Source organism: Telluria sp. PB2R4 (genome assembly GCF_059685695.1).
Genome location: NZ_JCASIC010000001.1, coordinates 579836 through 604567, shown reverse-complemented (window position 1 = coordinate 604567; position 24732 = coordinate 579836). Strand labels below are relative to the sequence as shown.

The window sequence follows — 24732 nt, the reverse complement described above, 5'->3', positions numbered from 1 at the left end:
AGTGAAAGCGACGCCGCCCCCGCTTCGGGCAGCGGCCGGGGAGCACACGCCGGGGCCGGCTCCGGCAGACGGGGCGGCCGCGCGCGCGGCATCGGCCACGCCCCCGACACGGCGCCGGCGGCAGGGCCGCCGGCGCGGCCCTGCCGCCGGCGGCTTCGGCAAGCTGGATTCTCCAGACGAGCGCGAATTTGACCAGGCCCTCGACCGCGCCCTGACCGGCATGCTGCCGGCATACGGCGTCTTGTTCGGCATCGGCGTCGTGCTGTTCGGCGCATGGGACTACTGGATCGCGCCGCAGCAGGCGCCGACCACCGCATTACTACGGATAGCACTGGTCCTGCTCGGTTCCATTGGCTACCTGCACTGGCGCGGGCGGATTGCGCTCGCCTGGCGCTGCGGCCTGATCTACGTCACGCATAGCGCTGCCATGATCCTGAGCGCCAGCCGGCTGCCGGACGGCCTGCTGCTGGCGCTGCCGGCGATCACGGGCGTCATGCTTCCGCTTGCCCTGGTCGAGCCGCGCCTGCATCGGCTGTCCGCCCTGGTCGTGCTCCCGACCCTGCTGTTCCTGGCGCTTGGCGCAGCGCTGCTGCAGGAGCAGGTGTATTTCAGCAGCGTGCTGGTCTATGCGGTCATGCTCGGCCTGGCGGTGGCCGTCGCCCTGTTCCGGGGCCGCCAGCTGCGCAAGGACTTCCTGGCCGAGCGCGCGCTGACGTATTCGGTGCGCCACGACAGCCTGTGCGGCGTGCTGGCGCGTGGCTACCTGCTCGAGCTCGCCAGCCATGACCTGGCGCTGGCGCGGCGCTATGGCCACCCGCTGGCGATCGGGATGGTCGACATCGACCACTTCAAACGGGTGAACGATGACTTCGGCCATCCGGTGGGCGATGCGCTCCTGCGCGCCGTGAGCCAGGCATGCAGCAGCGCACTGCGGGCCAGCGACTACTTCGGCAGGGTCGGCGGAGAAGAATTTGTCTGCGTCATGCCCGAGACGGACGAGGCCGACGCCCTGGCCTGCGCCGAACGCATGCGCCTGGCCGTGGCCGCCATCCGCCTGGAGACCGCATCCGCCGTCGTGCGCTGTACGATCAGCATTGGCGTCGCCGAGCTCGCGCCCGCACATGCCGGGATCGACGAGCTGCTCGCAGCAGCGGACGGGGCGCTGTACCGTGCCAAGGCGAGCGGCCGCAACCGGGTCGAGCTGGCGCGGCTAGCCGGCGCGCCAGCCGGACCGGGCAGCCCATGAAGATTGATGCCGGCCCCTCCATTGCCGCAGGGCTGGACAGCAAGGAAGCCGCGCGGCGCCTGGCGCGCGACGGCCCCAACCTGTTGCCGGACACCGGTGGGCGGCGCTGGCGGCGCATCGCGCTCGATGCCGCGCGCGAGCCGATGTACCTGCTGCTGGTCGGCGCCGCGATCCTGTACCTGGTACTGGGCGAGCCGCTCGAGGGCGCCTTCCTGTTCGGCATGGTCTTCCTCATGCTGTGCATGACGCTGTACCAGGAAGGACGCACCGAGCGCGCGCTGCAGGCGCTGCGCGAACTGGGATCGCCGACGGCCCTGGTGTGGCGCGACGGTCGCGCGCAGCGGATTCCGGCCAGCGCACTGGTAGAGGGTGACCTGGTCGAATTGGGCGAGGGGGACCGGGTGCCGGCCGATGGCCTCCTGCTGGCGGCCGCGGGCCTGCAAGCGGACGAGTCGCTGCTGACCGGCGAGTCGGTCCCGGTCGGCAAGCTGGCAGCTCCCGAGGCCAGCGAAGCCGGAGCGCAGGCGCGGGGAGCCGCACTGGCGCCCGGTGGCGCCGACCTGCCATGGGTGTATTCCGGCACCCTGGTGGTGCAGGGGCACGGCCTGGCACGGGTCACCGCCACCGGGCCGCGCAGCGAGATCGGCCGCATTGGCGCTACGCTGGGGAGTATTGCGCCGCCGCAAGGGCGCCTGCAGCGCGAGACCTCGGTGCTGGCGCGCCGTTTTGCGATCCTGGGCGGCGCCGTCAGCGTTGCGCTGGTGCTGCTGCTGGTGCTGCGCGGCAGCGAGCCCCTGCAGGCCTTGCTGGCTGGTATCGCGCTGTCGATGTCGATGCTCCCGGAGGAATTCCCGGTCATCCTCACCGTGTTTCCCGCGATCGGCGCCTGGCGCCTGGCGCGCAACCAGGTCCTGACCCGGCGCCTGGCGGCGATCGAGATCCTTGGCTCGACCTCCGTGCTGTGCGTCGACAAGACCGGTACCCTGACCGAGAACCGGATGGCGGTAGCGCAGCTGTGGCATGCCGGCGCCATCCATGACGTGGCGTCGGGCGGCCCGATGCCGGCGCCTCACCGGGAATTGCTGGCCTGTGCACTGCGCGCCAGCCGTGCGCTCGGCACCGACCCGATGGAGGCCGCGTTCTGGCGGCTCGCGGGTGGCGCATGGCCGGATGGCGGCGCGCCGCCGGCTGGCTGGGTGCTGGTGCACGAGTACGGCCTCAGTCCGCAGCGTCCGGCCCTGGTGCACGTCTGGGACTGCGGCGACGGCGGCGTGCAGGTTGCCGCGAAAGGCGCGCCGGAGACCGTGGTAGCGATGTGCGGGGCCGGTGCGCGCGGCGGCGCGGAGGCGCTGGAGGCTGCCGCCCGGATGGCGGCGGCCGGCCTGCGGGTGCTGGCGGTGGCGCGCGCAAGCGGGCCTGCCACGCCGGGGAGCTGGCCGCCGGACCCCGGCTCCTTTCCATTCGAGCTGCTCGGCCTGGCGGCGCTGGCCGACCCGCTGCGCCCGGATATTCCAGCCGCGATAGCGGCCTGCCGTGCAGCCGGGCTGCGCGTCGTCATGATCACGGGCGACCATCCCGAGACGGCGCGCGCGATCGCCCGCCAGGCCGGCCTCGAAGCCGAGACACCAGGGGCCGTCCTCACCGGCGCCCAGATCGGCGCAATGGACGACACGGCGCTAGAGCGCGGTCTTCGGAACAGCAGCGTGTTCGCGCGCATCGCACCGCAGCAGAAGCTGCGCATCGTGCAGGCGCTGCAGCGCGGCGGCGCGGTGGTCGCCATGACCGGCGACGGCGTCAACGACGCGCCGGCGCTGCGTGCCGCCAATGTCGGGGTGGCGATGGGCCTGCGCGGCACCGATGTGGCGCGCGAGGCCGCCGAGCTGACCCTGCTGGACGACCGATTTGCCTCGCTGGTCGAGGCAATCGCTTCGGGGCGCCGGATCTTCGGCAACATGCGCAAGTCGATGTGCTATGTGTTGGCGATGCATGTGCCGATCGCAGGCATGGCCCTGGTTCCGGTGCTGCTGGGCTGGCCCGTGATGCTGTATCCGCTCCATATCGTGTTCCTGGAGCTGGTGATCGATCCGGCCTGTTCGCTCGCGTTCGAGAACGAGCCGCCCGAGCCCGACCTGATGCGGCGCCCGCCCCGGGCAGCCGGGGAAGCGCTGTTCGGACGCGCCGCCGTGACCAGCGCACTGATGCAGGGCATCTGGGTGTTGGCGTTGCTGGTGGGCTTGTACGGCTGGGCCCTGTCGTGGCTGCCGTCACCCGAGGCACGCGCAACCGCCTTTTCCGGCATCGTGCTGTGCAACCTGGCGCTGCTGCTGTCGAACCGGCAGCGCGAGGGTTTCACGCGTACCTTACGGGTCGTCAACCCGGTGTTCTGGGCGATCGCCGCCACGGCGCTGCTGCTGCTTGCCCTGGCCGTGTTCGTTCCGTCACTGGCGGACATGCTGGCGCTGGCGCCGCCGCCGCCGGGCGCCCTGGCCGCCGCCGGCGGCATGGCGGTGCTGACGCTGGCGGGCCTCGAACTGCGGAAGTGGCTGGCGGCCCGGCCGCCGCAGCCGGGCGGGCAGGCTGCGCACTGAGTCAGCTACCGGGTCGACCGTGAAGGCCGAGCTGCATCCTGACTGTGCCGTCGGCGCCGGTGCTGAGCGCGAAGCCGAGGCTTGCCGCCAGGGCGTGCATGGCTTTGTTCTCCGGCAGGGCGATGCCCTCGACCAGCGGCACGCCGCGCGCCGTGCAGTAGTCGAGCATGCAGGACATCAAGAGGTGTCCCAGGCCGCGCCCTTTCAGGTCCGAGCGCACCGTCACCGCGAACTCGCCGCGCAGGTCGTCGGGGTCGAATACGACGCGGGCCACACCCAGCGTCTCGGCGCCCCCGGGCGCAGGGCGCGTGGCGATGAAGGCCATTTCGCGCGCGTAGTCGATCTGGGTGAAGCGCGCGAGCTGTTGCGGCGACAGCTCGCGCATCATGCCGAACATGCGCATGTGGACGTCTTCCGGGCTCAGGGCATGGAAAAACGCCACGTGGGCCGGTGCATCCTCGGGACGAATCGGACGGATCGTCAGGGGGCCGACGCTGCTGTCGACCTGGCGTTCGAGGTGATCGGGGTAGGGCAGGATCGCCATCCGGGTGCGCGCATCGCGCCCAGGTAGCGGCGCTTCCAGCCGCATCCGGGCGTCCAGCGCGACGACGCCGTCGGCATCGGCCAACAGTGGATTGATGTCGAGTTCCACAAGCTCGGGCAGGTCGGCCGCCATCTGCCCCACGCGGGTCAGCACGTCATACAGGGCCTCGTGGTCTGCCGGCGCCCGCCCACGGTACCCGGCCAGCAGGCGCGCTACCCTGGTCCGGCTCACGAGGTCTGCCGCCAGCACCCGGTTCAGGGGCGGCAGGCCGACCGCCTGGTCTGCCGTGACTTCGACCGCGATGCCGCCGTGGCCGAACAGGACCACCGGACCAAACACGGGATCGGTACTGATCCCGACGATCAATTCCATGGCCTGTGGCCGGCGCGCCATGGCCTGTACCGTGAAGCCGTCCAGGCGGGCCGCGGGGCGCAGTGCGCGCACGCGCTGCAGCATCGCGTCGCAGGCGTTGGCCACGGCGTCCTCGTCGGCCAGGTCGAGGGCGACGCCGCCGACGTCGGTCTTGTGGGGAATGTCGGGCGACAGGATCTTGAGCGCCACCGGAAAGCCGAGGCGGCGCGCGGACACCCGCGCGCCGGCGCGGTCCGGTACCGCCTCGGTGGGCACGGTCGGGATCCCATACGCCGCCAGCAAGGCCTTGGTGTCGACCTCGCCGACCTGCATGGCGCCGCCGGCCAGCAGGGTGTCGATGCGGGCACGCGCGGCGCGGCGGTCCGGCACCGGCAGCTCGCCCCGTCCGGGCGCCTGGGTCAGGACGGCCTGGTTGCGGCGGTAATCGACCAGCTGCTGGAAACCACGCACCGCTTCCTCGGGCGTGTCGAACACCGGGACCCCGGCCTCGATGCTCAGGCGGCGCGCTTCGGCCACGCTTGGCCCGCCCAGCCAGCAACACAGTACCGGGCGGGCGGCGCCCACGATCAGGGGCAGCACCGCGCGCGCGATCGTGGCGCTGTGGACGATGGCTGTCGGCGCATGGATCAACAGCACGGCATCGAGCTCAGGCCCGTCCAGCAATGCGGCCAGGGCGTGGCGGTAGCGCTCGGCGGGTGCGTCGCCGACGATGTCCACCGGGTTGCCGTGGGACCAGAGCGGCGGCAAGCCTTCGCTCAGGCGCGCCACGGTGGCTGGGCCCAGCTGGGCCAGCACACCGTTGGCGGCGATCAGGGCGTCGGTGGCCATCACGCCGGGGCCGCCGCCATTGGTGAGGATTGCCAGCCGTTCTCCGGTGGGCGGCCGGGTGCGCGCCAGCATGGCGACGGCATCGAACAGCTCGGCCGTCGTGTTCACGCGCAGCATGCCGGCGCGCCGGATGGCAGCGTCGTAGACCAGGTCGGAACCGGCCAGTGCACCCGTATGGCTGAAGGCGGCGTGCGCCGCCTCGGCTGCGCGGCCGGCCTTGACCACGAGGGTTGGCTTGCCGCGCGCGGCTCCGCGCGCCGCACTCATGAACTTGCGGGCATCGCGCACGCTCTCCGCATACAGCAGGATGGCGTCGGTGCCGGGGTCGGCTGCGAGCCAGTCGAGCAGGTCGCCGAAATCGACGTCGCTGCCGTCGCCCAGGGACACGAAGCAGGAGAAGCCGATCCGGCGCCCGGCCGCCCAGTCCAGCACGGTGGTGACCAGGGCGCCCGACTGCGCCACGAACGCCAGCCGACCCGGCAGCGCCGCGCCTGGCGCGAAACTGGCATTCAGCCCGATGCCGGGCACCAGCAGGCCAACGCAGTTGGGGCCGAGGATGCGCAGCAGCCACGGCTGGGCCGCCTCGAGCATCGACTGGCGCAGGCTGCGCGGCGTGCCGGCGTCCTCGTCCGGGGCGTCCAGGCCGGCGCTCAGGACCAGCGCGGCACGACAGCCGGCAGCGCCCAGTTCGCGGACCAGGCCCGGCACGGTACTGGCCGGCGTGCAGATGACCGCCAGGTCGGGCACGCCAGGCAGGTCGGCGACGCGGGCCCACGCCCGGCAGCCACCGACCTGCGCGTGACGCCGGTTGACCGGCCACAGCGCACCGTGGAAGCCGCCCGCGACAAGATTGCGCCAGACGGTGGCGCCGACGCTGTCCGGGCGGTCCGATGCGCCGATCACGGCCACCGAGGTGGGGGCAAACATGTGCTGCAGGTTGCGGATGCTCATCGATTCCCCCGCCGTCGACCGGCAAACACCCAGCTTAGCGAAGTGGAGCGCAAGCTTATTTGATCGACATCAAAATCGCTTAGAAAATATCTGCTATATCGCTGTTTCAAATGTGCGGCTTATGTGTCCGTCGGGCGAACTGGAGACGGTTGATGTGTGTCAAAGACAGGGCAGGGGTCGTTTGCGACGGGTCAGAATACCTGAAACGCGGCATCCAGATCGCCGCACGGAGGTGGGGATAATGAACAAATGCTTGCGCTGCGCCTGCATGGCGACGCTGTTGGGCGTGCTGGCGTCGCGTGCCGGCGCTGCCCCGGAATACTTCTCCACATCTCCTGCGGGCAGCAAGTATGCGCATGCCCTGGCGCTCAACGACGTAGGGCAATATGCGGTCAACAGCTTCGGACCGGAGATTCCTTATCAGGGGGGATCGATCAACGGCGGGTCGACGGGGGAGGGGATCGGCAGCCTGGGCGGCTTCGTCACGCAGATCCGCGCCCTCAACAACCTCGGAGAGGCGGTGGGCATCTCCAGCACACAGACCGGCGAATACCATTCCTTCCTGTATTCCGACGGACGCATGCAGGACCTGACCGCCCGCTATGGACTCCACGACGTCAGCGACATCAACGACCGTGGGGAGATCGCAGGCCGGACCGCCGACTTTCGTGCAGCCATCCTCAGGGCCGGTGTGGTCGATGTTTTCGGCCCCGACAACAGCGCTCCCGGCGACATGAACGGACGTGGAGAGCTGCTGCTCAGCTACCAGGCTGACGGATTGGCGTATCGCAGCGCCGTGTACCGCGACGGGACGCTGACCGATTTGCCGCTGGTGGGCGGCAGGCCGGTGTTCGGCGAGGCCATCAACGACGCGGGCTGGGTCACCGGCTCCTTCACGAGCGCCACGGGCCGCAACCATGCCTTCCTGTGGGACGGCCAGACCTATACCAACCTGACTCCCTGGGCTGCCAACAGCCTGGCGTTCGACATCAACAACAGCGGCCAGGTCGTCGGCGTCATCGACGGGCGTCCTTTCCTGTATGCGGACGGCGAACTGATCGACCTGAATACCCGCATCGATCCCAACGCCGACCTGTTGCTGACCTCGGCCGACGAGATCAATGACCGTACCGAGATCCTGGCGCCGTCGTGCGACCGGACCGGCGTGTTTTGCTATGGCTCCACGCTGCTGACGCCGGTGCCGGGCGTGCCGGAGCCTTCCGCGTTCTGGATGGCCCTGGTGGGACTTGCGCTGGGGGCGGCGTATCGGCTGCGTTCATACCTTTCTTGCAGTGAAGATTGAGCCAGCGAGTCTAGATTCAATCTTGTTTCAGGTCCACGACGGCCGCCGCTTGGACCAACATCCTTAAACTAGACATGCATGGATAACCGCATAATCTATATTTTGCAAGTACGGGACTTACTGCCTATCACTGCGCGTAAAAGCGGGGCGTAGCCCTGCGGTCGACGCCGTCCCAATGGGATAGGAGGTTACTGAAAGACTCGGAAAATTTTTCCATCACGCCCATCCAGCGGGCTCTCTGCTCCGGTGTTTTCGCGCGCTCTGCATTGGCCGTCGCGATGACCACCAGCGGATTCAACTCAAGCGCCGTCGCAATGACCAAGGCCGCGTCATCATCGAAGAACCGATGCCCATTCCGGTAACCGCTCACGGCGGTGTGCTTGAAACCAAGATGCTTCGCCAGCGCGTAGTCCGACGCGATCCCATACCGCTTCTTCACGGCGTCTAGGTATTCGATTGTTGTCATTTAGCTCTCCTAGGGCTAGGCCCGCCTAGGCGTAGGCAGGAATAGGGCGAACCGTATCACGGTACTCCACACCCGACAAGCACCGCACGCGTGGAATCCCACAGCCGTGACATTCCACGCTTGCGCAATGTCACGGCTGTGGAGTAGTATCCAGTTGTCGGGCGGAAATCCACACCTCCTCCTAGGCAAATACGCTTGAATGCGCGCCGCCCGACACCTACCGCCTACGAGGAAAAAAACAGCCTGGGAGGGCATCTTGCGCGAAACACAATCTTACAAATTGGATACTTCCGTTACAGAAAACGGTCTCGCCGCCCTGGCTGGGACCGCCTGTATTGCCCTTCCGTTCGTCGCCTGGTTCCTGGGGTGGGTATGAGCTTCGGCCTGTCCCAAGACCCGCAAGCCGTGGGCGACTCCTCGACCGGCGACATGCTGCCGAATCACGACCTGGCGGGCGAGCGTCCGCCGAAGAAGCCGCGCGGCGCGGCCTGGCGCGAAAAGAAGGGCCTCGCGTCCTTCACCGTCAACATCGACGCCACGGTTAAAAACGAGTTCGATGCCTACCTGGCGAAGACCGGAAAAAACCGTAATGAGGTCATCGCGCACCTGTTGCGCACTCAACTGCTGCGCAAGAGGTAAGCCATGGATATCACGGTCAATCTGTGCGTGGCTCGCATCACGCTCCGCTTGAGTCTCGAACTGGTCGGACTGGCTGCTGTCGTCAAGATCAGCCGCTGGCCGGAACTGATTGTCGTGGCCGGCCCGCTCAACCTGCGTGTGGAGCGTCGATGAAAGCCGAGCGCATCGAACTGGCCGCGCTCGCTGCCGCAGGCCTGCAACGCACTCCGCAGGAAATCGAGACCGCCGCCTACCTGGCGGAATTCACGGCCATCTGCCGGGAGATCGACGCGACGCCGCTCGAAGTGCGGCAAGAGCGTGTACAGGCCGTCCGCGATCTGCTGGTGCGGCCAGCGGACGCCGAAGCCGTGCGGGCGGCGTTCTGGCTCCGCATCCCCGAGGGCGTGCGCACCGTGGCCCTGCTGTCCGCTGGTCTACCGAAGGCACGGGCAAAGGACGCCCTGAACAAGTTCAACGCTTTCGAGCGTGGCCGCGTGTGGGTGGCCTTGAACAAGCTGATAGGCGAACTGCAACTGGTGCAAAAGTGCATGAACGGCGGGAACTCTGAAACACCGGGCCTGGCCGCGCCTGATCGTCAGGAAGTGATGAACGGCGGGCTACGGCGCCAGGGTCAGGTTCACTGATGTTACGGCCTTCTCTGTGGGCGATCCCAAAGCGCATGGCCCGCGCGCTCGACGCGGTTTTTAAGCGTGATGGGCGGGAGAAGCACGCGCGCAAATTCGATGTCCTGCGCGACCTGGTCGAGGATGACAAGCGCATCCCGCTCGCCACGGACGCGGGCGTGATTGTCGGCGAACCGGCTATCTGGCATGCCGCCGATGCCGCCGCCCGCGAAGTGCACCAGTATTGCTACGTCCTACAGACCGCCGATGCGATCCTGGCCGCTGTCGCCGTTCTGTGCGATCGCCACGGCATCGCCGCCCCGAAGGGCGAGACCGACGCCGAACAGATCGCGCGTGCTCTCGATAGACCGTGGTGGCGCAAGCACCTGCGCACGGAGTGGAAGCGCCGCCTCGAACATACGGCGATTCAGCTTGGCCTTACCTCCGTACGTGCTGACCCCTACATCAGCCGCGAGGCCGCACTGATTCAAGAGGCGCAAAACCGCTCGAACCGCCAGCTACTTGAACAGCGCATTGCCACCAACGAGCACGGGCAGAAATACACCGTCGCGGAGCTTTCGGACTTCGGCATGGCGAACAAGACCCTGCGCCGTGGCGAGTTGATGACGCGCATTCGCGGGTTCGAGGAGGTGGCCGATGCTCTGCGCGATGTCGGCATGTTCTGGACGATCACTTGCCCGTCGAAATTTCACTCCGTAGGCGGCACGAACCCGAAGTACAACGGCGCGACGCCGCGCGACGCTCAAGCCTACCTGGTGGGCGTGTGGGGCCTGATCCGCGCCGCCCTGCATCGCGCCGGCATTCGTCCGTACGGGTTCCGGATCGCCGAGCCGCACAGCGACGGTTGCCCACACTGGCACATGCTGCTGTTCGTGGACCGCGACCAGGCGGCGCAAATGGAAGAAATCGTCCGCACCTATGCGCTGGCCGAAGATGGCGACGAAGCGGGCGCGGAAAAGAACCGCGTCAAGCTGGTCAACATCGAAGCGGGCAAGGGAACTGCTGCTGGCTACATCGCCAAGTATGTGAGCAAAAACATTGATGGCCACGGCGTAGGCGATCACAAGTCATTCGAGAACGGAACCACCTATGTCATCGCTACGGACATATTCGGCCAGGTTGAAATCACGCCTAGTCAGCGCGTTACTTACTGGTCACAGGTGTGGGGCATCCGCCAGTTTCAGCAAATCGGCGGCGCTCCTGTGGGTGTGTGGCGTGAACTACGCCGAGTCAAGACAGAGGCTATCGCAAATGCGCCTGATGCCCTCAAGGCTGCGCACGCGGCATGCCAGAAAATCGAAAGTGAAGACCCGGCAGTAGCGAAGCAAGCCAGCTTTGCCGATTACATGATGGCTCAAGGTGGCCCGAAGGTAGCCCGCCGCAATCTGGCCGTGCGGATCGCCGCGCGCACTGTGACCATCAAGGGCCGTTACGCCACATACGAGGACGACAAGCCCGCAGGCGTCTACGCCTCCGCATACCCGCATGAGGTCTATGAATCGACCCGCTACCGTTGGACCATCGAGAAGGAAGGCGAGGCCGGAACGGCCGATGCCGCCCCTTGGACTGGTGTGAATAACTGTACGGGCGAACCGCAGCACGACTGGCAGAAGCCGCGCCACATGGCGACTGAAAACCGGGGCGATCTGTCCCCCGGCAGCGGCTGGAGCGTGCGCGCCGACCAAGCCCGCGCCGAATTGTTCAAGGAACTGCACCCGCGATACGCCGGGGCGCATCTGCACCACCTGAAACGGAGACACGAATGAGCGACAAAAACACCGAACTGGAACGCGAAGCCCTGGCGTTCTACCGAAGCATTCCGATCTGGGCGCGCACCGTAGCTCTCCGGGATTTCCTCCGCCGCCTGGCGGAATACCTCAACTGGCAACACCTCACCAAGGAACTGCAATGACCATCATCGACAACGCAACCCGGACCCGCCTCGTATGGCTGCAAGAGCAATTCACCCGCATGGTAGACAGTGGCTGGCTTCGTCTCGACGGCGAAACCACTTACCGCGCCGCCCGTCAGGAACTGGACGACATCGTCGCTACCGCCACCGCGCCCCAAGCCGTCGCGCCGCAACTGGTTGTGATGACGCCTGACCAGGTCGACGCCGTGGTCGACCGCGTCGTCGCGGCGATCCCGCCCGCTACCGACCCGGACGTCATCGTGACCGCGATCACCGGGGCTATCGAAGCCAGCGACGTCGCGGTCATCGACGCCATCGCGCAAACGCGCGGCGACGTCCTGGCGGCGATGCCGAAGGCCGCAGAGCCTGCACCCGCGACCGAGTAAGCCCCGGCGCGCCGCATGGGGGTGCGGCGCGCGTCCATCCTGAGAGAGAGAAAACAACATGGCATCGAAAAACCTGGGGCGCGTCGTCTGCCCGATCCAGTGCGGCCACCAGGCCGCGTTCGTCAAGGTCAAGACCGACAAGGCGAGCGGCACCGCTTACCCGTACGTGCATTGCGCCGCTTGCGGTACGCAACTGCATACCCGAAGCGAGGAGCAGGCAACGCACCTTTTGGCGATCACGCGGCCAGAAAGGGGCGCGGAACCCGCACCGGAGCCGCAAAAACAGCCGCCGAGCGACGATCCGGCCCCGGTTGATACTTCGACGCAACCGCCGCCGAAAAAGCGCGCTAGCTGGCTCCTGCCGATTGGGGGCGCGTGATGGACGTCAAGCAGATGGAAGCGATGGTCCGCCAGGCTGACGCCATCGACGCGGGCGCGGCTGCGTACGACGAAGCCGCCGCCGCTGGCAACCTGGACGAGAAAGGCAACGTCCTGCCGCCGCCCGATCCGGTCGACCTGACCGCCGAGAAGGCCGCACAGTGGGCCATCATCCCGCAGACCCTGGCCTGGGCGATCACCGCTGTATTCCCTGAGACCGCCGCCGCCTACACGCCGGAAAAGTGCATGGAACTGGCGAACGCCATCGTGCCTGTCGCGGATAAGTACGGCTGGAACGGGCCAGGCAATTCCCCGGAATTGGGCCTGGTCCTGGCGACAGCGTTTTTCAGCATGCCCGCCTACGTCGCCTACAAAGGGCGCCAGGCCGTGAAGGCGGAAGCCGAAGCGAAGAAGGAACCGAAGGTCGACGGCGCGGAGCCGCTACAGGTGCTCAATGGCAGTCGAGAATAAGGCGCAGATATGGGCCGTCATGGGCCAGTCCGGCACCGGCAAGGGACTATGGCTCAAGCGGGAACTGCGCCGCCTGAAACCGCGCCGGATCATCATCCTCGACCCGCAGGACGAATACGGGCAGTTTGCGACCAAGACCAGCGCGGGCGACCTGGCGCGCGCCGTCGCGGCGGCGGGCGCGGCCAAGCCGTTCGCCGTGCGCTACGTGTTCCCGAAGTCCTGCACGCCTGAACACTTCCGGAAGATTTTTGACCTGGTGTGCAACCTGGCCTATGCGGCGGGTAACTGCGCGCTCCTGGTCGAGGAACTATCGAACTTCACCACGCCGTCATGGGGTCCGCCGCTGTGGCGTCGAATGTGCAATTCCGGTCGACACGAAGGCGTGTGGGTTATCGGCTGTAGCCAATTCCCGGCACAGGTCGACAAGGCGTTCCTGTCGAACGCTACGCTGATTCATTGCGGCTGGCTGGCCGAGAAGCCGCACCGCGTCGCCATCGCCGGAAAAATGGACGTCGACCCGGCCATGATCGGACGGTTGCCGGACCTGCACTACCTGGAATGGCATCGATCGGATCGCCAGGTCCGCGCCGGGGAAATCACCATCACCGGCCGCATTAAGGAAAAGTTCATCGAGCGCGACGACCTGAAAGCCACGCCAGAAAGGCCGGATAGCCAGATGAAACCTGTGCAAAAACGCCGAACGGGCGCGGCGGTCCCTGCCTAGGGGTAAGCGTATGCGTAGGGGCGGCGCGGCCTCTAGTTTTTCGTAGTGCCGCCCGCTACCTTTGAAGCCTATGCCAAACCTGAGACCGTTCATCCCTACACCCGCAAAGCTAGGCCAGGAAATTCTGGCGACGCTGGGCGCGATCATCATCAGCGCGCTCATCATCAAGCACATCCCGGCCTTGCGGAAGCTGGTGAAGGACAACACCGAGATCACTTCTTAATCGAGGAACCCATGAATACCTACATCAAGCAAGCCCTGTTCATTCTGGCCGTTGTCGGCGTCGCCAAGTACATCAACAACGCGCTGCCGAACCACCCGCTCGACAAGCTGATCGCGGACTAAGCGATGAAGCTGCAAGACGCGGTTAAAACCGCCATCGCCACGCTCGCCATCATCTATTTGGCGAACCAGATCCCGGCCACGCGCCGCCTCGTACAATCTGCCCTGAACGGATAAAAACACATGTTCCATAAACCGTTGCAACAAGCTGTCGGCGTCGCCGCTGGTCAAATCGCCACCCTGCGCATCGCGCCGGAAGAGTTCACCCTGACCGGCATCAAGTTCAAACTGACCGGCACGACTTTCAATAAGTCGCACATCGAGCGCGTTCGCGTCAAGGTCGGCCCGCGCGTCATCTGGGACATCACCGGCGACCAGCTCAACAAGGTCAACAACTACAAGAACAGCGCGGACAGCACCCGCTACCTGCGCCTGGACTTCACCGAGCGCGACCAAGCCCTGTTCCCGGTGAAGGAAATCGGCGGTCTCGACCTGATGACCCTGATTCCCATCGGCGAAGTGTTCGTTGAAATCTACATCGCCGCCACCGCCGTGGCGCCGGCCATCGCCGCCATCGGCTATTTCGAGCAACGCCAGCGCAATCCGGTCGTGCTGAAGATGGTGCCGTTCCAGTTCGTGCAGTCGGCGTCGGGCCGCTTCACCCTGCCGCTGAACATGCGCGGCGCGCTGATCAAGCGCGTATGGCTGTTCTACAACGGCACCAACTGGACCGCGTCCGTCAACGGCAACATCGAGCGTGTCGAGGTCAAGAAAAACGGCGTCGTCATCTTCGACCAGGAATGCCTGGACAACCGTTTCGACCAGTCGGAATTCAAGAAGGTGCCGCAGGCGAACGTGTTCGTCGTCGACTTCATCATCGACAACAACAGCGACGCCCACATCACCACCGTGCGCAACACGCAATCGGGCATGGTGTACGACTCCTTCGAGTTCAACGCATTCCTCAAGGATGCAGGCGGCGCGGTCGTGACGGCGATGGCCGAAGTGATCGACACCCCGACCAACCTGTAAAGGGGGCCGTATGGACCTGCAACAGATGGCGATCTACGGGAACCCCGTAAGCGCCTACCAAAGCCTGGGGGCCGATATGGTCAACCCGGCGAAGGCAAACGGTGAAACGGACTGGAACGCGATCCTGGCGAACGGGATTCGCGGCGCGGCACAGGGCGCGATTCAGGCACAGGTGAACAGCGCCTATGCCTCGGGTCAGCTTATGTACCCGACCAGCCACCAGCCGTCGACCAGTTCGACCGGCCTCAACGGGCTGATCCTGCTGGCTGGCCTGGCCTTCATCGTGATGGGCGCCGACTGATGACGATGCCCGCCATGCCCATTTCGTTGTCGGCGGGCGGCGGCGGGCCTTCGGGCTCGTCGTCCCACGCAACCACCGGCACGCCCATCAGCACGCCGTTCAACTTCGACGGTTCGGGCTGGGTCATCAATTTTCAGGGGCAGGGCAACACGACCACCGCGACGGGCAACCGCGACGCAAACCAGACCGCACAGACCACGCCAGGCGCGGGTCTAGGCGCGATGCTTGGTTTTGATCCGAAGTGGCTGCTGTTGGCGGCGGCGGCTGTCCTGCTGCTGAAAAACCGATGAGATACAGCGCCCTGGCCGTGATGGACAAGGCCGAAGCCTGCCGCCTGCTGGCGGCTGCGCAATCGGCCAAGACCGACGCGGCGGGGCGGTTTTCTCTGGCTCGCCTTGTCGAGCGCGGCGCGGCGTACAGGGTGTACGACCAAGGCGGGAATGACGTTGCGGCATACCTGGTCGAGGCGTCGAACGGCGCGCTGTGGGTCACTGCGGCGGCGGGGAGGGCGCGAGACAACCTGGTGGCCGTCCTATCTGGCTTCGTTGAACATCAGGCGAAACAGTGCGGCCTGTCCGGCGTCGGCTTTCGTACCGAGCGGCGCGGCCTGGTGCGCAAGGCGCGCGCCATCGGCTACCAGGTCGACCGCCAGGAAGGCAACGAATACTTTATGAGGAAAACCATCCAATGATCCGCAACCCGCAACAAGTGATGCTGATGCGCCTGGGCTGCTCTGCGACCCTGGCCAACTTCGGCGGCGACTCCAAGAGCGATTCCAGCACGAGCACGACGAACCAGACGACGAACTGGACCGACTACAACGATAAGCGCGCTGTAGCGCAGGATTCGGCGGTCTCGCTGTCTGGCGATGGGAACAGTATCGACCGCAGTACGTCGAACCTGACCGCGTTTTTCGACTCCAGCAACCGCAGCACGAATTTTGCGGACAACAGCGACCGTAGCACGGCGTTCACCGACCTGAGCGACCGCAGCACGGCGTTCCAGAGTCACAACACGACCAGCAACAGCAACAATACCGTGTTCACCGACAACCGGGATATGTCGGTGCATTCGACCGTTACCGACTACGGAAGCGTGAATGCAAGCCTGGGCCTCATGGGTGGCATGTCCACCAAGGCGCTCGACGTCGCGGGCCTGATGAACGGCCAGAACGTGGGCCTGGCCACGATGTCGATTCAGGGCGCTATCGACAACCTGAAGCTGCAAAGCCAGACCGGCCTGGAAGCGACGAAGCAGGCGTTTGACCTGGTGCGCTCGTCGGGCGCGAATGCGCAGGCATCGAGCGCCGCCGTGATCGGCATGGCAACCGATGCAATCGAAAAAACACAAGCGGCGTTTCAAAACGCCAGCGATGGCGGCGACCAGAAAACCGTCATGTACGCCTTGGGGGCCATCGCGGTCGTCGGCGTCGCCTTCGCCATGACCCGATAAGGAAAACCATGCAGACTTACCCGCTCAAACTGACCGCCGCCGCGTCGCAAGCCATGTTCAGCGCGACCGCTGACCTGTTCGTCTACGAGTCCGGCACCAGCGCGGGCGACACGCGCATCCTCGTCAAGCCGGACAGCGGAGGCGAAATCACCCTCCGCCCCGGCCAGCGTTTCCGCTTGCCGCCAGGCCCGAAGGCGTCGCAATGGCTCGTCCGATCGTTCGACGGCGCCAGTGCAATCACGGGCTCCATCATCATCGGTTCCGGCGAGTTCGATGATGCAAACACCCTGAACAAATTCACCCTGGACGCGACGTTCGCCAACAACGTGAAGGTCACGAACACCACCGCCGAGCGCGTCCCGGTCACGCTCGACCTGGCGCAAACCGTGCCGGTGTCGCTGTCGTCAATTCGCGTCAACAACACCACCGCTCAACGCGTGCCGGTCACGCTTGATGACGGCCAGGTACTCAACACCGCAGAGTCGCTTATGTCCTATACCAATTCAGTAAAAGTAACCAACGGCGGCGTACCGGCAATCAATACCCTGATCGCGCCAGGCATCAACATCAACGGCGTGATCGTTGAGCAAGTGTTTACCAATTCGGCAGGCGGGGCACTGGTTGCAAAGGCTGGCGCCGCACCGATCAATGTGGACGACGGCGTTGATATGTTGTGGCTGTACATCGGAACCGGCGAGCCGGTCCCGAAGCGGATCAAGCTGGCGCCTGGCAAGGGGCTGTATGTATCGGCTCCGGCTGGCGCATCGCATTACGTTCTCTACACGGTCCTGTAATGGAAAATCGCACGCTCCTGGTTCTGCTCGCTGTCGGCGGCGCGATGCTGTACGCCGCCTTCCAGTACGAAAAGCAGGGCACCGCGGGCGACGACGAATCGAACATTTTTTATGATGGGATTGATGAAATGGGAGCACTGATTACCGGCTGGCCTTCGGGCTCATCGCCGTACCGCCAGGACATCGAGGCGGCGGCGGCGCGCTACGGCGTCCCGGCGCTGGTACTGGCCTGGCTGCTGTGGAAAGAATCGCGCTATCTGCCGAACGTCATCAGCGGCGTCAAGCGCAGTCGTGTCGGCGCGATGGGCATCGCCCAATTCATGCCCGCCACCGCCGTCGAGGAGCTTGGCAGCGCGGCGGCGGCGCTCGACCCTGAACAAGCCATTCCCGGCGCGGCGCGCTACCTGGCAAAGCTGTACCGTGCGACCGGCCGCAACTGGACAAACGCTCTCGCTGCCTACAACTGGGGTATCGGGAACGTGCAACGCAAGGGCCTGGCGGCTGCGCCGGCTGAAACCCGCGACTACTACGCGACCATCCTGGCGAAAGCCAACGCAACCGGAGCAAACTACGCATGAGCGACAACAACACCCTACTGGCCGTCGCCCTGGTCGGCGGTTTCTTCCTCCTGAGCCGCCGCCAGGCTGCGCCTGTCGCCTACGGTCCGCCGCCAGGTGCGGTTCCGTCCATGCCGTCGAGCACCGGCAACGGCTGGCAGCAAATGGCGCAGGGCGCAGTAGCGGGCCTCCTGGGCGCTATCGTTAATGGGCCAGCGAACAACACCAGCCAAAGCTACTTCCCAAGCCAGCGCGACCCGGTCGACGCCTACCGGGGCTATATCTCGCAAGAGGCTGTCTACGACGCCTCGGGATGGGTGTGATGATCCGCCGCGATGACCTGACCCTGTTGGCGGCGGCGGCGGGCGTGCTGTTCGTCGGTGCCTGGTATCTGCAAAGCCGCCTGGGCGAAGTCGCGCAAGCGGTGCCGGGTGTAGTGGCCGATGTCGGGTCGGGCCTGGTCCTGGGAACCGGCGACGTCCTGGGCATCCCGCGCACCAACGAAACCGAATGCGAAAGGGCGATCCGAGAGGGCCGCACCTGGGATGCCTCGTTCGCCTGTCCCGCTGGAACCTGGCTGGGGAGCTTGTTCTGATGCGCCGCGAATACCTGATGATCGGCGCGGCGCTCGCGCTGTACCTGTGGCACCGACAAAAACAAACCGGCTGCTCCTGCGGCCATTAAACTGAGAGAGGAAACACCATGCTGCGAAAAATCTTTGCACGTTTGCGCGAGCCGTCGAGCCTGGCCGGCCTGTCCATGCTGGGCCTGTTGTTCGGTGGCGATCCGGTCAAGATCGACTTGACCGTGCAGGCCATCGGCGCTGTGCTGGCGGCGGGTGCCGTGCTGCTGCCAGAGCGCCAGAAGTAATGAGCGCGGTCGAGGCCATCCAGCTTGCGGTAAGTACCGGCGTTCTCGCTGGTGGCCTCGGGCTGCTCAAATGGGGGCTTGCGGTGGAACGCCGCTTGCTGAAAATTGAACTGCGAACCGGAGTCGAAGCATGACCAAGAAGCGCACGCCGCCACGCGGCAAGAACGGCCGATTCAAGCGCCGCAAGTAAGCCGGTCGACCTGATCCGGCACCAAGGAAAGCCCGCCGCGTGCGGGCTTTTTGTCGTCCTGGGCCGGGAGCATGTATACATCGGCGCTGACGACGCCGAGGCGGGCCGGAAGCGCGCCCATGCCCATCTGCCGGTGCCGTAGGTCTGCCTCGAGGTGGCGCAACCTGAGAATCTCCGGAACCCACCAAGGAACCCGCGTGCGGCCTGACAGCCAGTCGCGCACCGTGCGTTCGTCCCGGCGCAGGCGGCGCGCCAGGTCGGTCAGCGGGACGCCCATAGCGTAGTAGGCGAGTTCGGTCGGGTTGCCATAACGGAGATTCGGATATCGCACGCTGCCTCCTGGTCGAATTGTAAAAAAAGCCAGACAAATTGTGTCTGGCTTGCAAATTCCGGTCGGTGCGTACCGGCATAGTGTGTTTTTAAACACTGTGGTTAGTAAGTCCCGTACTGCGCATAATCTATATTATGTTAAATGCGGAATCTAAAAATGAACTGCCAACCTCCCACGCCATCTCCTCCCGAACGAAAAAAGCCGCGGGCATTCACCCGCGGCTCCCATTCACACAAACAGTCCGACGCTTAGAACTTGTGGTTGTACTCGACCGTGAAGCGCGCATAACGCGGCGTCTGGGTCGAAATCACGCGGCCGTAGCTGTCCAGCAGCGTCTGCGTCGAGCCGCTGTTCAGCATTTCCGACACCGACTGCACGGTCTGGCGGTTCGCGACGTTGAACACGTCGACCTTGGCCGTCATGCCTGGCAGGAACGCCGGCATGTAGGCCAGGTTCAGGTCCAGGCGCGTCGTCCATGGCAGGCGGCCTTCCGAGCCGCGTGGCGCAGGACGTCCGAAGCAAGTCGCGTAGTACGAGCCGTAGCTGTGCGCGGCCGGCACGGTCGGGTCGGCGCCCAGGCAATTCTTCGGACGGCCCGACTGCGCCAGCAGGTTGCCGCCTACCATCCACTCAGGCGTGATCTGGTAGAAGCCAAAGGCCTTCAGCTGGTGCCTGCGGTCGTTCGGCAGCGGGCCGTATTTGCCGCGCATCAGTTCAGGCTTGTCCCAGCTGATGGTGTGCGACACGTCGAGCTGGCCGATGTCCGACTGGGTCTGGCCTTCGGTATTGCCCTCGTTCTTCGACCAGGTATAGTTCACGCGGCCGTACCAGCCATTGCGGAATGGATGCTCGAGGAACAGGTCGATCGCCTTGTAGGTGCGCTTGGCTTCGTCGAAGCCCAGGTCCGCCCTGCTCAGCTTGACTTCCGTCAGGTTGGTGCCGGTGTTGGCGAAGTCGACCAGGAAGGTGTTGTCCTCGCCCGGGTTGAAGGCCGCGCAGCCGAAGCCGGTCCACTTGCTGGTGTTCACACCGGGGTTGCGGGCCAGCCAGGCCTTGAACGGACGGTCGTCGCACATGTCGTCGATGGTCGAGCGCAGCGTGCGGTAGGTCGCGCGCGCGCCGAAGGTCATGTCGCGCGACAGTGCGCGCTCGAAGCCGAGCGTGATCTCGTCCTGGTAGGTCGGCTCCAGGCTGGTGGCAGCCACGGTGTTCGGGTGCTTGACCTGGAAGTACTCGTTGTTCGCCGAGAACGGCGCCGGTGCCAGCGCCTTCAGGCCCAGCGGCGCGCCGGTGGCCGGGTCGACGCCGGTGTAGGTGAACGACTGGGTGGTGAACAGCGAACGCGAGGCGCCGCGCACCGAGATGTTGGTCGGCACCTGCACGAAGTAGCGGCCGGCAGTACCGAACACCTTCAACGAGGAATCGCCGTTCACGTCCCAGGATGCTGCGAAACGCGGCGCGATCTGGTCCTTGATGTCCATGAACTTCTGCTTGTCGCCGTTGCGGTTCTCGAACTGCTCGTTACGCACGCCGATCGTCAGCAGCAGATCCTTGTTCACCTGCCAGCGGTCCTCGATGTACTGCGCCGACTGGTCCGAGTATGCGTCGGTAATCGAGGTGAACTTGGTTTCGGTGACGTAGAAGCCCCGGGTACCGTAACCGCCGCCGCTGGCGGTCGCCACCTGGACGTTCTGCAGCGTGATCGGCGTATTCGGCGTGTTGGTGAATCCATAGGTCCACAGGCCGCCGCCGGCGCGGAACACGCCCGCGTCTTCCGAGCTCAGGCGGTTCTCATCGAGACCGGCACGGATCGTGTGGTTGCCCATCTTGTACTCGAGGTCCAGACGTGCGGACTCGACCGTATCGCGTCCGCCAGTCACGGGCACGTTGCCGCTGACCGGGTTCGGGTTGACGTAGTTGGCGGCGATTTCCGGCACGCGCGTGGACGGGGTGGACGACACCTGGTACACGTTCGGGTTCACGCCCGCATAGGCACCATAGGTGTTCTCGTGCTTGGTGGTCGATTTGCCGTAGAGGGCCAGCACTGTCAGGTTATCGGTGATGTTGCCGGTGTACTTGGCGATGTTGACGATGCCGCCGACCGGGGTCTCGCCCGAGAAGTTCTTGTAGTGCTCGCTTGCGCCGATGGTGCCGTTGCGTGCGCCGGTCGCATAGTTGTAACCCGACAGGTACTTGTCCTTCTTCGAGGTGTCGCCGAAGCCGGTGTACTCGAGGCGGTGGTTGTCGTTGATGTTCCAGTCGAGCTTCACCAGGTAGCGGGTGGTGTCGGTTTCCGACTCTTCCCAGCCGCGGCCGGCGGCCGACGTGCTGGTGCGCAGGCCGGTAACGGCATTGGTACCCGAGAAATCGGTACGGGACTGCTCCAGCGAGCCGAAGAAGAACAGCTTGTCCTGGATCAGTGGACCGCCGACGTTCACGCCCAGCAGCTTGCGGTCGGTCTCATTGACCGAGCGGCGGCGGTACAGGGTGCCATCGGTCGCAGCCGTATTGGTCGCGCCGAGCACTGGATAGTAGATGTCGTCCTGGCTGGCCGACAGGTTCTTCGGGTCCCATTGCGCGATGCCGCCCACTTCCCAGCGGTTGGTGCCGCTCTTGGTGGTGATGTTGGCCACGCCGCCCACCGAACGGCCGAATTCCGCGCCGAAGCCGCCGGTCAGGATCTGTGCCTGGCTGATCGCGCCGTAAGGCAGCTCCATGTAACCCAGCTGGGTCAGTGGATTGGTGACCGGGAAACCGTTCACGTAGTACGAGTTCTCCGACACCGCGCCGCCGCCGAAGCTGTTGGCGCCGTTCGGGTAGCGGCTGTCGCCCTGCGTGGTGTTGGGAGCGATCAGGATGATCGACTCGACGTTACGCGCGATTGGCAGCTTCTCCAGCTGGCTGGCAGTAAAAATGGCGCCGTTGTTGGTGTTGGTCACGTCGATCGCGCGGCGGCGGCCGACGATCTGCACTTGCTGGGTCGAGAAGACGGCTTCGGCGCCCTGGCCGATCAGCACCTCGACTTCGCGGCTCTGGACCACTTTACCGTCGCGCACCAGCTGGACCGCGTAGCGGCCCGGCGGCAGCGAGGTAGCCAGGAAGCGGCCGTTGCTTTCCACCGAGGCGGTACGGCGCAGCTTGGTGTCCAGGTTCTCGACGACGACCGTGGCGCCGGCCGGGCTCTCGACTGCGCCGTACACGTTACCGGTGGTGTTCGATTGTGCGAGCACCGTCGAACTCATGCCCAGCGTCAGTGCCGTCGCCCCGAATGCGAGGGCGAGCGAACGGGCCAGTTTCGTTTTTACTGCCATGAACGATCTCCTATTGTCTGTAGATCTGCCGCCGGGTCGGCAGCAGGCTGCATTCCCCTTGAGCCATACACAGCTTGTCTGCTCGGACTAAGAGGAATTTGACAATTCTATTTAGTAAATACGAAGGCTGGGCGTCGCTAGTTGCAAAATAGAAATTAGGACGTATGCATAGTCCGGCGGCGCTGGCAAGCGGTTTCGGTAAATATGCAGGAGATACGCGTTCATGCCGTGCTGATCCGAGCAAATAGCGATCTGACGCTCTAACTGAATTTGCAGTCAATTTCATGGGACTGTTGTGTTCTCGCAACTTAGCGAGCGTCTGCGCGTGCGGTATGGCGCCTGCCTCTCCCTTTTGACAGGGATCGAAACACGTCGCGGCGTGGCCGATGCACATGCGGGAATGCTTGATCATGCAAGCCGACTTCCCCGGGAGTACGGGAGGCATATGAAACACGCATGGGACTATAACTCGACATTATATAAGCTAATGTCGAGTGCACTATGGCATGAACATGTGCTTTGTCGCCAGCTCTGGTTGGTCAGATCGGCCAGTACAGCAAGCTCCTCAACAGTTCATGCATACGGCGTGCCCGCTGCTGATCGCAGGGCGCTCCCCCGCTTTCATCCGGTGCACTTCCCGGCGGGGATACGCTCTGCCTGCCTTCACGCGCGGGACCCGTTCCCGCCTCAGCAGTGTGTGGTCCGGGACGCTGTGCGCCGGCGCACTGCTTTTCCGGGATGGGGTGCCGGTCGCGCTCGGCGGCGGGCGATCCAGGGGCTGGGCCGCCCACTGTTCGCTCCCCTGCCCCGTCCGTCCCGCAACGCGATGTCGCGGATCCGTCGCCGTCCGTTGCTGCGGGGACGGCGACCAGGGACAGGCATGCGCTCATCAGCCAGGTGCTGCGTCTTGCAGGCGTATCCATATCGGGAGGTCCTCGGTTGGCCGCCAGCTCCCGCCCGCCTCTACTGCGCGTCCCGGCCCTGGCGTGACCAGTTCAATGTATGACGGGCAGCACAGCTGGCAATTGGCCCTCGGGCCTACACCGTGACCGAGCGGCTTCCAAGCGCATCAGACCATGGTCCAATTTCGCTGCGCCGAAAACGCGCTAGCTTGATATGACACCTTCCCGAGCACGCTAATCGGCGGTCGTACCCGGGCCCGCGCTGTACGTCGCCGAAGAGGACTTCCCATGGCACTCGGCCTGCTGGCTATTCTTGATGACATCAGCATGATGGCGGACGACGTCGCCACCATGACGAAGGTTGCGGCAAAAAAAGTCACCGGCGTCCTGTCGGATGACGTGGCCCTGAATGCCCACCAGGTGTCGGGCTTTTCGCCAAGCAGGGAGCTGCCCGTCGTCTGGGCGGTGGCAAAGGGATCGGCCATCAACAAGGCGATCATCGTTCCGGTTGCCCTGTTGCTGGTCGCCATCGCACCGTGGGCGTTGACGCCCATCCTGATGCTGGGCGGCGCCTTCCTATGCTTCGAAGGAGTCGAAAAGGTCTTCCATCGATTCCTGCATAGCGCACAGGAAGACCAGGTGCACCATGAGCAGCTGCTGGGGCTGGCGCAGATGTCGCCCGAACAGATCGTTCAGCACGAGAAGGAAAAGGCCAAGGGGGCGATCAGGACCGACTTCATCCTGTCGGCGGAGATCATCGTCATTGCGCTCGGCACCATGCCGGATGCTCCCTTCAACCAACAGGCGCTTACCCTGGTCATGGTGGCCGTGGTGTTCACCGTCGGTGTGTACGGCCTGGTCGCGGCGATCGTCAAGCTGGATGACCTTGGCTTTTACCTGGAGAAGTCGGCAAGGCGCGGCCTGCGCGCCGCCGGAAGCGGCCTGATCGCATTCGTGCCCTACCTGATGAAGGCGCTGTCCTTTCTGGGAACCGCGGCGCTGTTCCTGGTCGGCGGCGGCATCATTGCGCACGGCACGCCGCCCATCCATCACTTCATCGAATCCATCGGCCACCAGGGCGGCGCGCTGACCTACCTCGCGCCCGCGCTCGGCAACCTGCTCACCGGCCTGGTTGCCGGTACGTTCGTGCTGGGCCTCGTGATGCTCTACAAAAAACTGTTCGCAAAAAACGACACCGCTCATTGAAGGGTCTGGTACGGACCACGCGCTCCGCCCTTGGCGCGCCAAGGGCGCTGCCAGCCATGGACCAAGGTCCAAT

At 65.2% G+C, this 24732-nt stretch carries 29 protein-coding genes; 25 read left to right on the top strand and 4 right to left on the bottom strand.

The genetic code is table 11. The features are described 5' to 3' along the window. The first annotated feature begins 1 nt into the window (after position 1). Together AC56LU_RS02595 and AC56LU_RS02590 are read left to right on the top strand one after the other, a co-directional pair. A complete protein-coding gene (locus tag AC56LU_RS02595) occupies positions 2-1246 on the top strand; it encodes a GGDEF domain-containing protein (RefSeq protein ID WP_497174035.1) in 1245 nt (414 codons plus the stop codon). Further along, positions 1243-3834 (top strand): cation-translocating P-type ATPase, encoded by a 2592-nt coding sequence (locus AC56LU_RS02590; protein ID WP_497174034.1) that lies wholly within the window; start codon positions 1243-1245, stop codon positions 3832-3834. Before AC56LU_RS02595 ends, AC56LU_RS02590 begins: the two co-directional genes overlap by 4 nt. 1 nt (position 3835) lies before the next feature. On the opposite strand, the gene AC56LU_RS02585 is transcribed toward AC56LU_RS02590, so the two are convergent. Continuing rightward, complete coding sequence (locus AC56LU_RS02585) at positions 3836-6529, bottom strand: bifunctional acetate--CoA ligase family protein/GNAT family N-acetyltransferase (RefSeq protein ID WP_497174033.1); 2694 nt, start codon at positions 6527-6529, stop codon at positions 3836-3838. Positions 6530-6770: 241 nt separating this feature from the next. Between AC56LU_RS02585 and AC56LU_RS02580 the strand changes: the two genes are divergently transcribed. Next, positions 6771-7832: a hypothetical protein gene (locus AC56LU_RS02580; RefSeq protein ID WP_497174032.1), complete on the top strand. Its 1062-nt coding sequence runs from the start codon at positions 6771-6773 to the stop codon at positions 7830-7832. A gap of 127 nt (positions 7833-7959) precedes the next feature. On the opposite strand, the gene AC56LU_RS02575 is transcribed toward AC56LU_RS02580, so the two are convergent. Further along, positions 7960-8298, bottom strand: coding sequence for a hypothetical protein (locus AC56LU_RS02575; RefSeq protein WP_497174031.1), 339 nt, complete (start codon positions 8296-8298; stop codon positions 7960-7962). A 372-nt stretch (positions 8299-8670) separates the two neighbouring features. On the opposite strand from AC56LU_RS02575, the gene AC56LU_RS02570 reads away from it, so the two are divergent. The 21 genes from AC56LU_RS02570 to AC56LU_RS02470 all read left to right on the top strand — a co-directional run bounded on the left by AC56LU_RS02570 (position 8671) and on the right by AC56LU_RS02470 (position 18853). Next, a complete protein-coding gene (locus AC56LU_RS02570) occupies positions 8671-8937 on the top strand; it encodes a hypothetical protein (RefSeq protein WP_497174030.1) in 267 nt (88 codons plus the stop codon). 3 nt (positions 8938-8940) lie between these two features. Next, positions 8941-9090, top strand: coding sequence for a hypothetical protein (locus AC56LU_RS02565; RefSeq protein ID WP_497174029.1), 150 nt, complete (start codon positions 8941-8943; stop codon positions 9088-9090). Beyond that, entirely contained in the window at positions 9087-9560 is a 474-nt protein-coding gene (locus AC56LU_RS02560) for a hypothetical protein (RefSeq protein WP_497174028.1), read from the top strand. Before AC56LU_RS02565 ends, AC56LU_RS02560 begins: the two co-directional genes overlap by 4 nt. A gap of 35 nt (positions 9561-9595) precedes the next feature. Next, positions 9596-11326, top strand: coding sequence for a replication endonuclease (locus AC56LU_RS02555; protein ID WP_497174027.1), 1731 nt, complete (start codon positions 9596-9598; stop codon positions 11324-11326). After that, positions 11323-11472 (top strand): hypothetical protein, encoded by a 150-nt coding sequence (locus AC56LU_RS02550; RefSeq protein WP_497174026.1) that lies wholly within the window; start codon positions 11323-11325, stop codon positions 11470-11472. The genes AC56LU_RS02555 and AC56LU_RS02550 overlap by 4 nt, the downstream gene beginning before the upstream one ends. After that, positions 11469-11858 (top strand): hypothetical protein, encoded by a 390-nt coding sequence (locus AC56LU_RS02545; RefSeq protein ID WP_497174025.1) that lies wholly within the window; start codon positions 11469-11471, stop codon positions 11856-11858. The genes AC56LU_RS02550 and AC56LU_RS02545 overlap by 4 nt, the downstream gene beginning before the upstream one ends. A 58-nt stretch (positions 11859-11916) precedes the next feature. Beyond that, entirely contained in the window at positions 11917-12237 is a 321-nt protein-coding gene (locus AC56LU_RS02540) for a hypothetical protein (protein WP_497174024.1), read from the top strand. After that, complete coding sequence (locus tag AC56LU_RS02535; protein ID WP_497174023.1) at positions 12237-12707, top strand: hypothetical protein; 471 nt, start codon at positions 12237-12239, stop codon at positions 12705-12707. The genes AC56LU_RS02540 and AC56LU_RS02535 overlap by 1 nt, the downstream gene beginning before the upstream one ends. Further along, on the top strand, positions 12691-13431 hold the full coding sequence (locus AC56LU_RS02530) for a hypothetical protein (protein ID WP_497174022.1): 741 nt from the start codon (positions 12691-12693) through the stop codon (positions 13429-13431). Before AC56LU_RS02535 ends, AC56LU_RS02530 begins: the two co-directional genes overlap by 17 nt. 70 nt (positions 13432-13501) lie before the next feature. After that, entirely contained in the window at positions 13502-13654 is a 153-nt protein-coding gene (locus AC56LU_RS02525; protein WP_497174021.1) for a hypothetical protein, read from the top strand. A 242-nt stretch (positions 13655-13896) separates the two neighbouring features. Continuing rightward, positions 13897-14745 (top strand): major capsid protein P2, encoded by an 849-nt coding sequence (locus AC56LU_RS02520; RefSeq protein ID WP_497174020.1) that lies wholly within the window; start codon positions 13897-13899, stop codon positions 14743-14745. A gap of 10 nt (positions 14746-14755) precedes the next feature. Then, positions 14756-15046 (top strand): hypothetical protein, encoded by a 291-nt coding sequence (locus tag AC56LU_RS02515; RefSeq protein ID WP_497174019.1) that lies wholly within the window; start codon positions 14756-14758, stop codon positions 15044-15046. Further along, positions 15046-15336, top strand: a complete 291-nt coding sequence (locus AC56LU_RS02510) for a hypothetical protein (RefSeq protein WP_497174018.1) — start codon at positions 15046-15048, stop codon at positions 15334-15336. The genes AC56LU_RS02515 and AC56LU_RS02510 overlap by 1 nt, the downstream gene beginning before the upstream one ends. Beyond that, a complete protein-coding gene (locus AC56LU_RS02505; RefSeq protein ID WP_497174017.1) occupies positions 15333-15737 on the top strand; it encodes a hypothetical protein in 405 nt (134 codons plus the stop codon). Before AC56LU_RS02510 ends, AC56LU_RS02505 begins: the two co-directional genes overlap by 4 nt. Further along, a complete protein-coding gene (locus tag AC56LU_RS02500) occupies positions 15734-16498 on the top strand; it encodes a hypothetical protein (protein WP_497174016.1) in 765 nt (254 codons plus the stop codon). Before AC56LU_RS02505 ends, AC56LU_RS02500 begins: the two co-directional genes overlap by 4 nt. Before the next feature lie 8 nt (positions 16499-16506). Then, positions 16507-17292, top strand: coding sequence for a hypothetical protein (locus AC56LU_RS02495; protein ID WP_497174015.1), 786 nt, complete (start codon positions 16507-16509; stop codon positions 17290-17292). Continuing rightward, on the top strand, positions 17292-17870 hold the full coding sequence (locus AC56LU_RS02490; protein WP_497174014.1) for a transglycosylase SLT domain-containing protein: 579 nt from the start codon (positions 17292-17294) through the stop codon (positions 17868-17870). Before AC56LU_RS02495 ends, AC56LU_RS02490 begins: the two co-directional genes overlap by 1 nt. Next, positions 17867-18172, top strand: a complete 306-nt coding sequence (locus AC56LU_RS02485; RefSeq protein WP_497174013.1) for a hypothetical protein — start codon at positions 17867-17869, stop codon at positions 18170-18172. The genes AC56LU_RS02490 and AC56LU_RS02485 overlap by 4 nt, the downstream gene beginning before the upstream one ends. Further along, the gene (locus AC56LU_RS02480; RefSeq protein WP_497174012.1) at positions 18172-18444 is read left to right on the top strand and encodes a hypothetical protein; all 273 of its coding nucleotides are present in this window, start codon (positions 18172-18174) and stop codon (positions 18442-18444) included. Before AC56LU_RS02485 ends, AC56LU_RS02480 begins: the two co-directional genes overlap by 1 nt. A 107-nt stretch (positions 18445-18551) precedes the next feature. Then, complete coding sequence (locus tag AC56LU_RS02475; RefSeq protein ID WP_497174011.1) at positions 18552-18719, top strand: hypothetical protein; 168 nt, start codon at positions 18552-18554, stop codon at positions 18717-18719. After that, entirely contained in the window at positions 18719-18853 is a 135-nt protein-coding gene (locus AC56LU_RS02470; RefSeq protein ID WP_497174010.1) for a hypothetical protein, read from the top strand. The genes AC56LU_RS02475 and AC56LU_RS02470 overlap by 1 nt, the downstream gene beginning before the upstream one ends. A gap of 39 nt (positions 18854-18892) precedes the next feature. Here AC56LU_RS02470 and AC56LU_RS02465 read toward each other — a convergent pair whose 3' ends face one another. Both AC56LU_RS02465 and AC56LU_RS02460 read right to left on the bottom strand, forming a co-directional pair. Then, the gene (locus AC56LU_RS02465; protein ID WP_497174009.1) at positions 18893-19240 is read right to left on the bottom strand and encodes a hypothetical protein; all 348 of its coding nucleotides are present in this window, start codon (positions 19238-19240) and stop codon (positions 18893-18895) included. Positions 19241-19488: 248 nt separating this feature from the next. Then, positions 19489-22551: a TonB-dependent receptor gene (locus AC56LU_RS02460; protein WP_497174008.1), complete on the bottom strand. Its 3063-nt coding sequence runs from the start codon at positions 22549-22551 to the stop codon at positions 19489-19491. Between the two features lie 1190 nt (positions 22552-23741). On the opposite strand from AC56LU_RS02460, the gene AC56LU_RS02455 reads away from it, so the two are divergent. Beyond that, the gene (locus AC56LU_RS02455) at positions 23742-24659 is read left to right on the top strand and encodes a DUF808 domain-containing protein (protein ID WP_497174007.1); all 918 of its coding nucleotides are present in this window, start codon (positions 23742-23744) and stop codon (positions 24657-24659) included. The last annotated feature ends 73 nt before the right edge of the window (positions 24660-24732 follow it).

Excerpts from the sequence above, each read along its gene's own strand:
- AC56LU_RS02525 (WP_497174021.1), top strand. The coding sequence starts at position 13,502 with ATGCCAAACCTGAGACCGTTCATCCCTACACCCGCAAAGCTAGGCCAG.
- AC56LU_RS02560 (WP_497174028.1), top strand. The coding sequence starts at position 9,087 with ATGAAAGCCGAGCGCATCGAACTGGCCGCGCTCGCTGCCGCAGGCCTG.
- AC56LU_RS02535 (WP_497174023.1), top strand. The coding sequence starts at position 12,237 with ATGGACGTCAAGCAGATGGAAGCGATGGTCCGCCAGGCTGACGCCATC.
- AC56LU_RS02485 (WP_497174013.1), top strand. The coding sequence starts at position 17,867 with ATGAGCGACAACAACACCCTACTGGCCGTCGCCCTGGTCGGCGGTTTC.
- AC56LU_RS02480 (WP_497174012.1), top strand. The coding sequence starts at position 18,172 with ATGATCCGCCGCGATGACCTGACCCTGTTGGCGGCGGCGGCGGGCGTG.
- AC56LU_RS02455 (WP_497174007.1), top strand. The coding sequence starts at position 23,742 with ATGGCACTCGGCCTGCTGGCTATTCTTGATGACATCAGCATGATGGCG.
- AC56LU_RS02475 (WP_497174011.1), top strand. The coding sequence starts at position 18,552 with ATGCTGCGAAAAATCTTTGCACGTTTGCGCGAGCCGTCGAGCCTGGCC.
- AC56LU_RS02585 (WP_497174033.1), bottom strand. The coding sequence starts at position 6,529 with ATGAGCATCCGCAACCTGCAGCACATGTTTGCCCCCACCTCGGTGGCC.
- AC56LU_RS02470 (WP_497174010.1), top strand. The coding sequence starts at position 18,719 with ATGAGCGCGGTCGAGGCCATCCAGCTTGCGGTAAGTACCGGCGTTCTC.
- AC56LU_RS02520 (WP_497174020.1), top strand. The coding sequence starts at position 13,897 with ATGTTCCATAAACCGTTGCAACAAGCTGTCGGCGTCGCCGCTGGTCAA.
- AC56LU_RS02570 (WP_497174030.1), top strand. The coding sequence starts at position 8,671 with ATGAGCTTCGGCCTGTCCCAAGACCCGCAAGCCGTGGGCGACTCCTCG.
- AC56LU_RS02565 (WP_497174029.1), top strand. The coding sequence starts at position 8,941 with ATGGATATCACGGTCAATCTGTGCGTGGCTCGCATCACGCTCCGCTTG.
- AC56LU_RS02545 (WP_497174025.1), top strand. The coding sequence starts at position 11,469 with ATGACCATCATCGACAACGCAACCCGGACCCGCCTCGTATGGCTGCAA.
- AC56LU_RS02555 (WP_497174027.1), top strand. The coding sequence starts at position 9,596 with ATGGCCCGCGCGCTCGACGCGGTTTTTAAGCGTGATGGGCGGGAGAAG.
- AC56LU_RS02460 (WP_497174008.1), bottom strand. The coding sequence starts at position 22,551 with ATGGCAGTAAAAACGAAACTGGCCCGTTCGCTCGCCCTCGCATTCGGG.
- AC56LU_RS02575 (WP_497174031.1), bottom strand. The coding sequence starts at position 8,298 with ATGACAACAATCGAATACCTAGACGCCGTGAAGAAGCGGTATGGGATC.
- AC56LU_RS02510 (WP_497174018.1), top strand. The coding sequence starts at position 15,046 with ATGACGATGCCCGCCATGCCCATTTCGTTGTCGGCGGGCGGCGGCGGG.
- AC56LU_RS02505 (WP_497174017.1), top strand. The coding sequence starts at position 15,333 with ATGAGATACAGCGCCCTGGCCGTGATGGACAAGGCCGAAGCCTGCCGC.
- AC56LU_RS02590 (WP_497174034.1), top strand. The coding sequence starts at position 1,243 with ATGAAGATTGATGCCGGCCCCTCCATTGCCGCAGGGCTGGACAGCAAG.
- AC56LU_RS02580 (WP_497174032.1), top strand. The coding sequence starts at position 6,771 with ATGAACAAATGCTTGCGCTGCGCCTGCATGGCGACGCTGTTGGGCGTG.
- AC56LU_RS02500 (WP_497174016.1), top strand. The coding sequence starts at position 15,734 with ATGATCCGCAACCCGCAACAAGTGATGCTGATGCGCCTGGGCTGCTCT.
- AC56LU_RS02530 (WP_497174022.1), top strand. The coding sequence starts at position 12,691 with ATGGCAGTCGAGAATAAGGCGCAGATATGGGCCGTCATGGGCCAGTCC.
- AC56LU_RS02540 (WP_497174024.1), top strand. The coding sequence starts at position 11,917 with ATGGCATCGAAAAACCTGGGGCGCGTCGTCTGCCCGATCCAGTGCGGC.
- AC56LU_RS02515 (WP_497174019.1), top strand. The coding sequence starts at position 14,756 with ATGGACCTGCAACAGATGGCGATCTACGGGAACCCCGTAAGCGCCTAC.
- AC56LU_RS02495 (WP_497174015.1), top strand. The coding sequence starts at position 16,507 with ATGCAGACTTACCCGCTCAAACTGACCGCCGCCGCGTCGCAAGCCATG.
- AC56LU_RS02490 (WP_497174014.1), top strand. The coding sequence starts at position 17,292 with ATGGAAAATCGCACGCTCCTGGTTCTGCTCGCTGTCGGCGGCGCGATG.
- AC56LU_RS02550 (WP_497174026.1), top strand. The coding sequence starts at position 11,323 with ATGAGCGACAAAAACACCGAACTGGAACGCGAAGCCCTGGCGTTCTAC.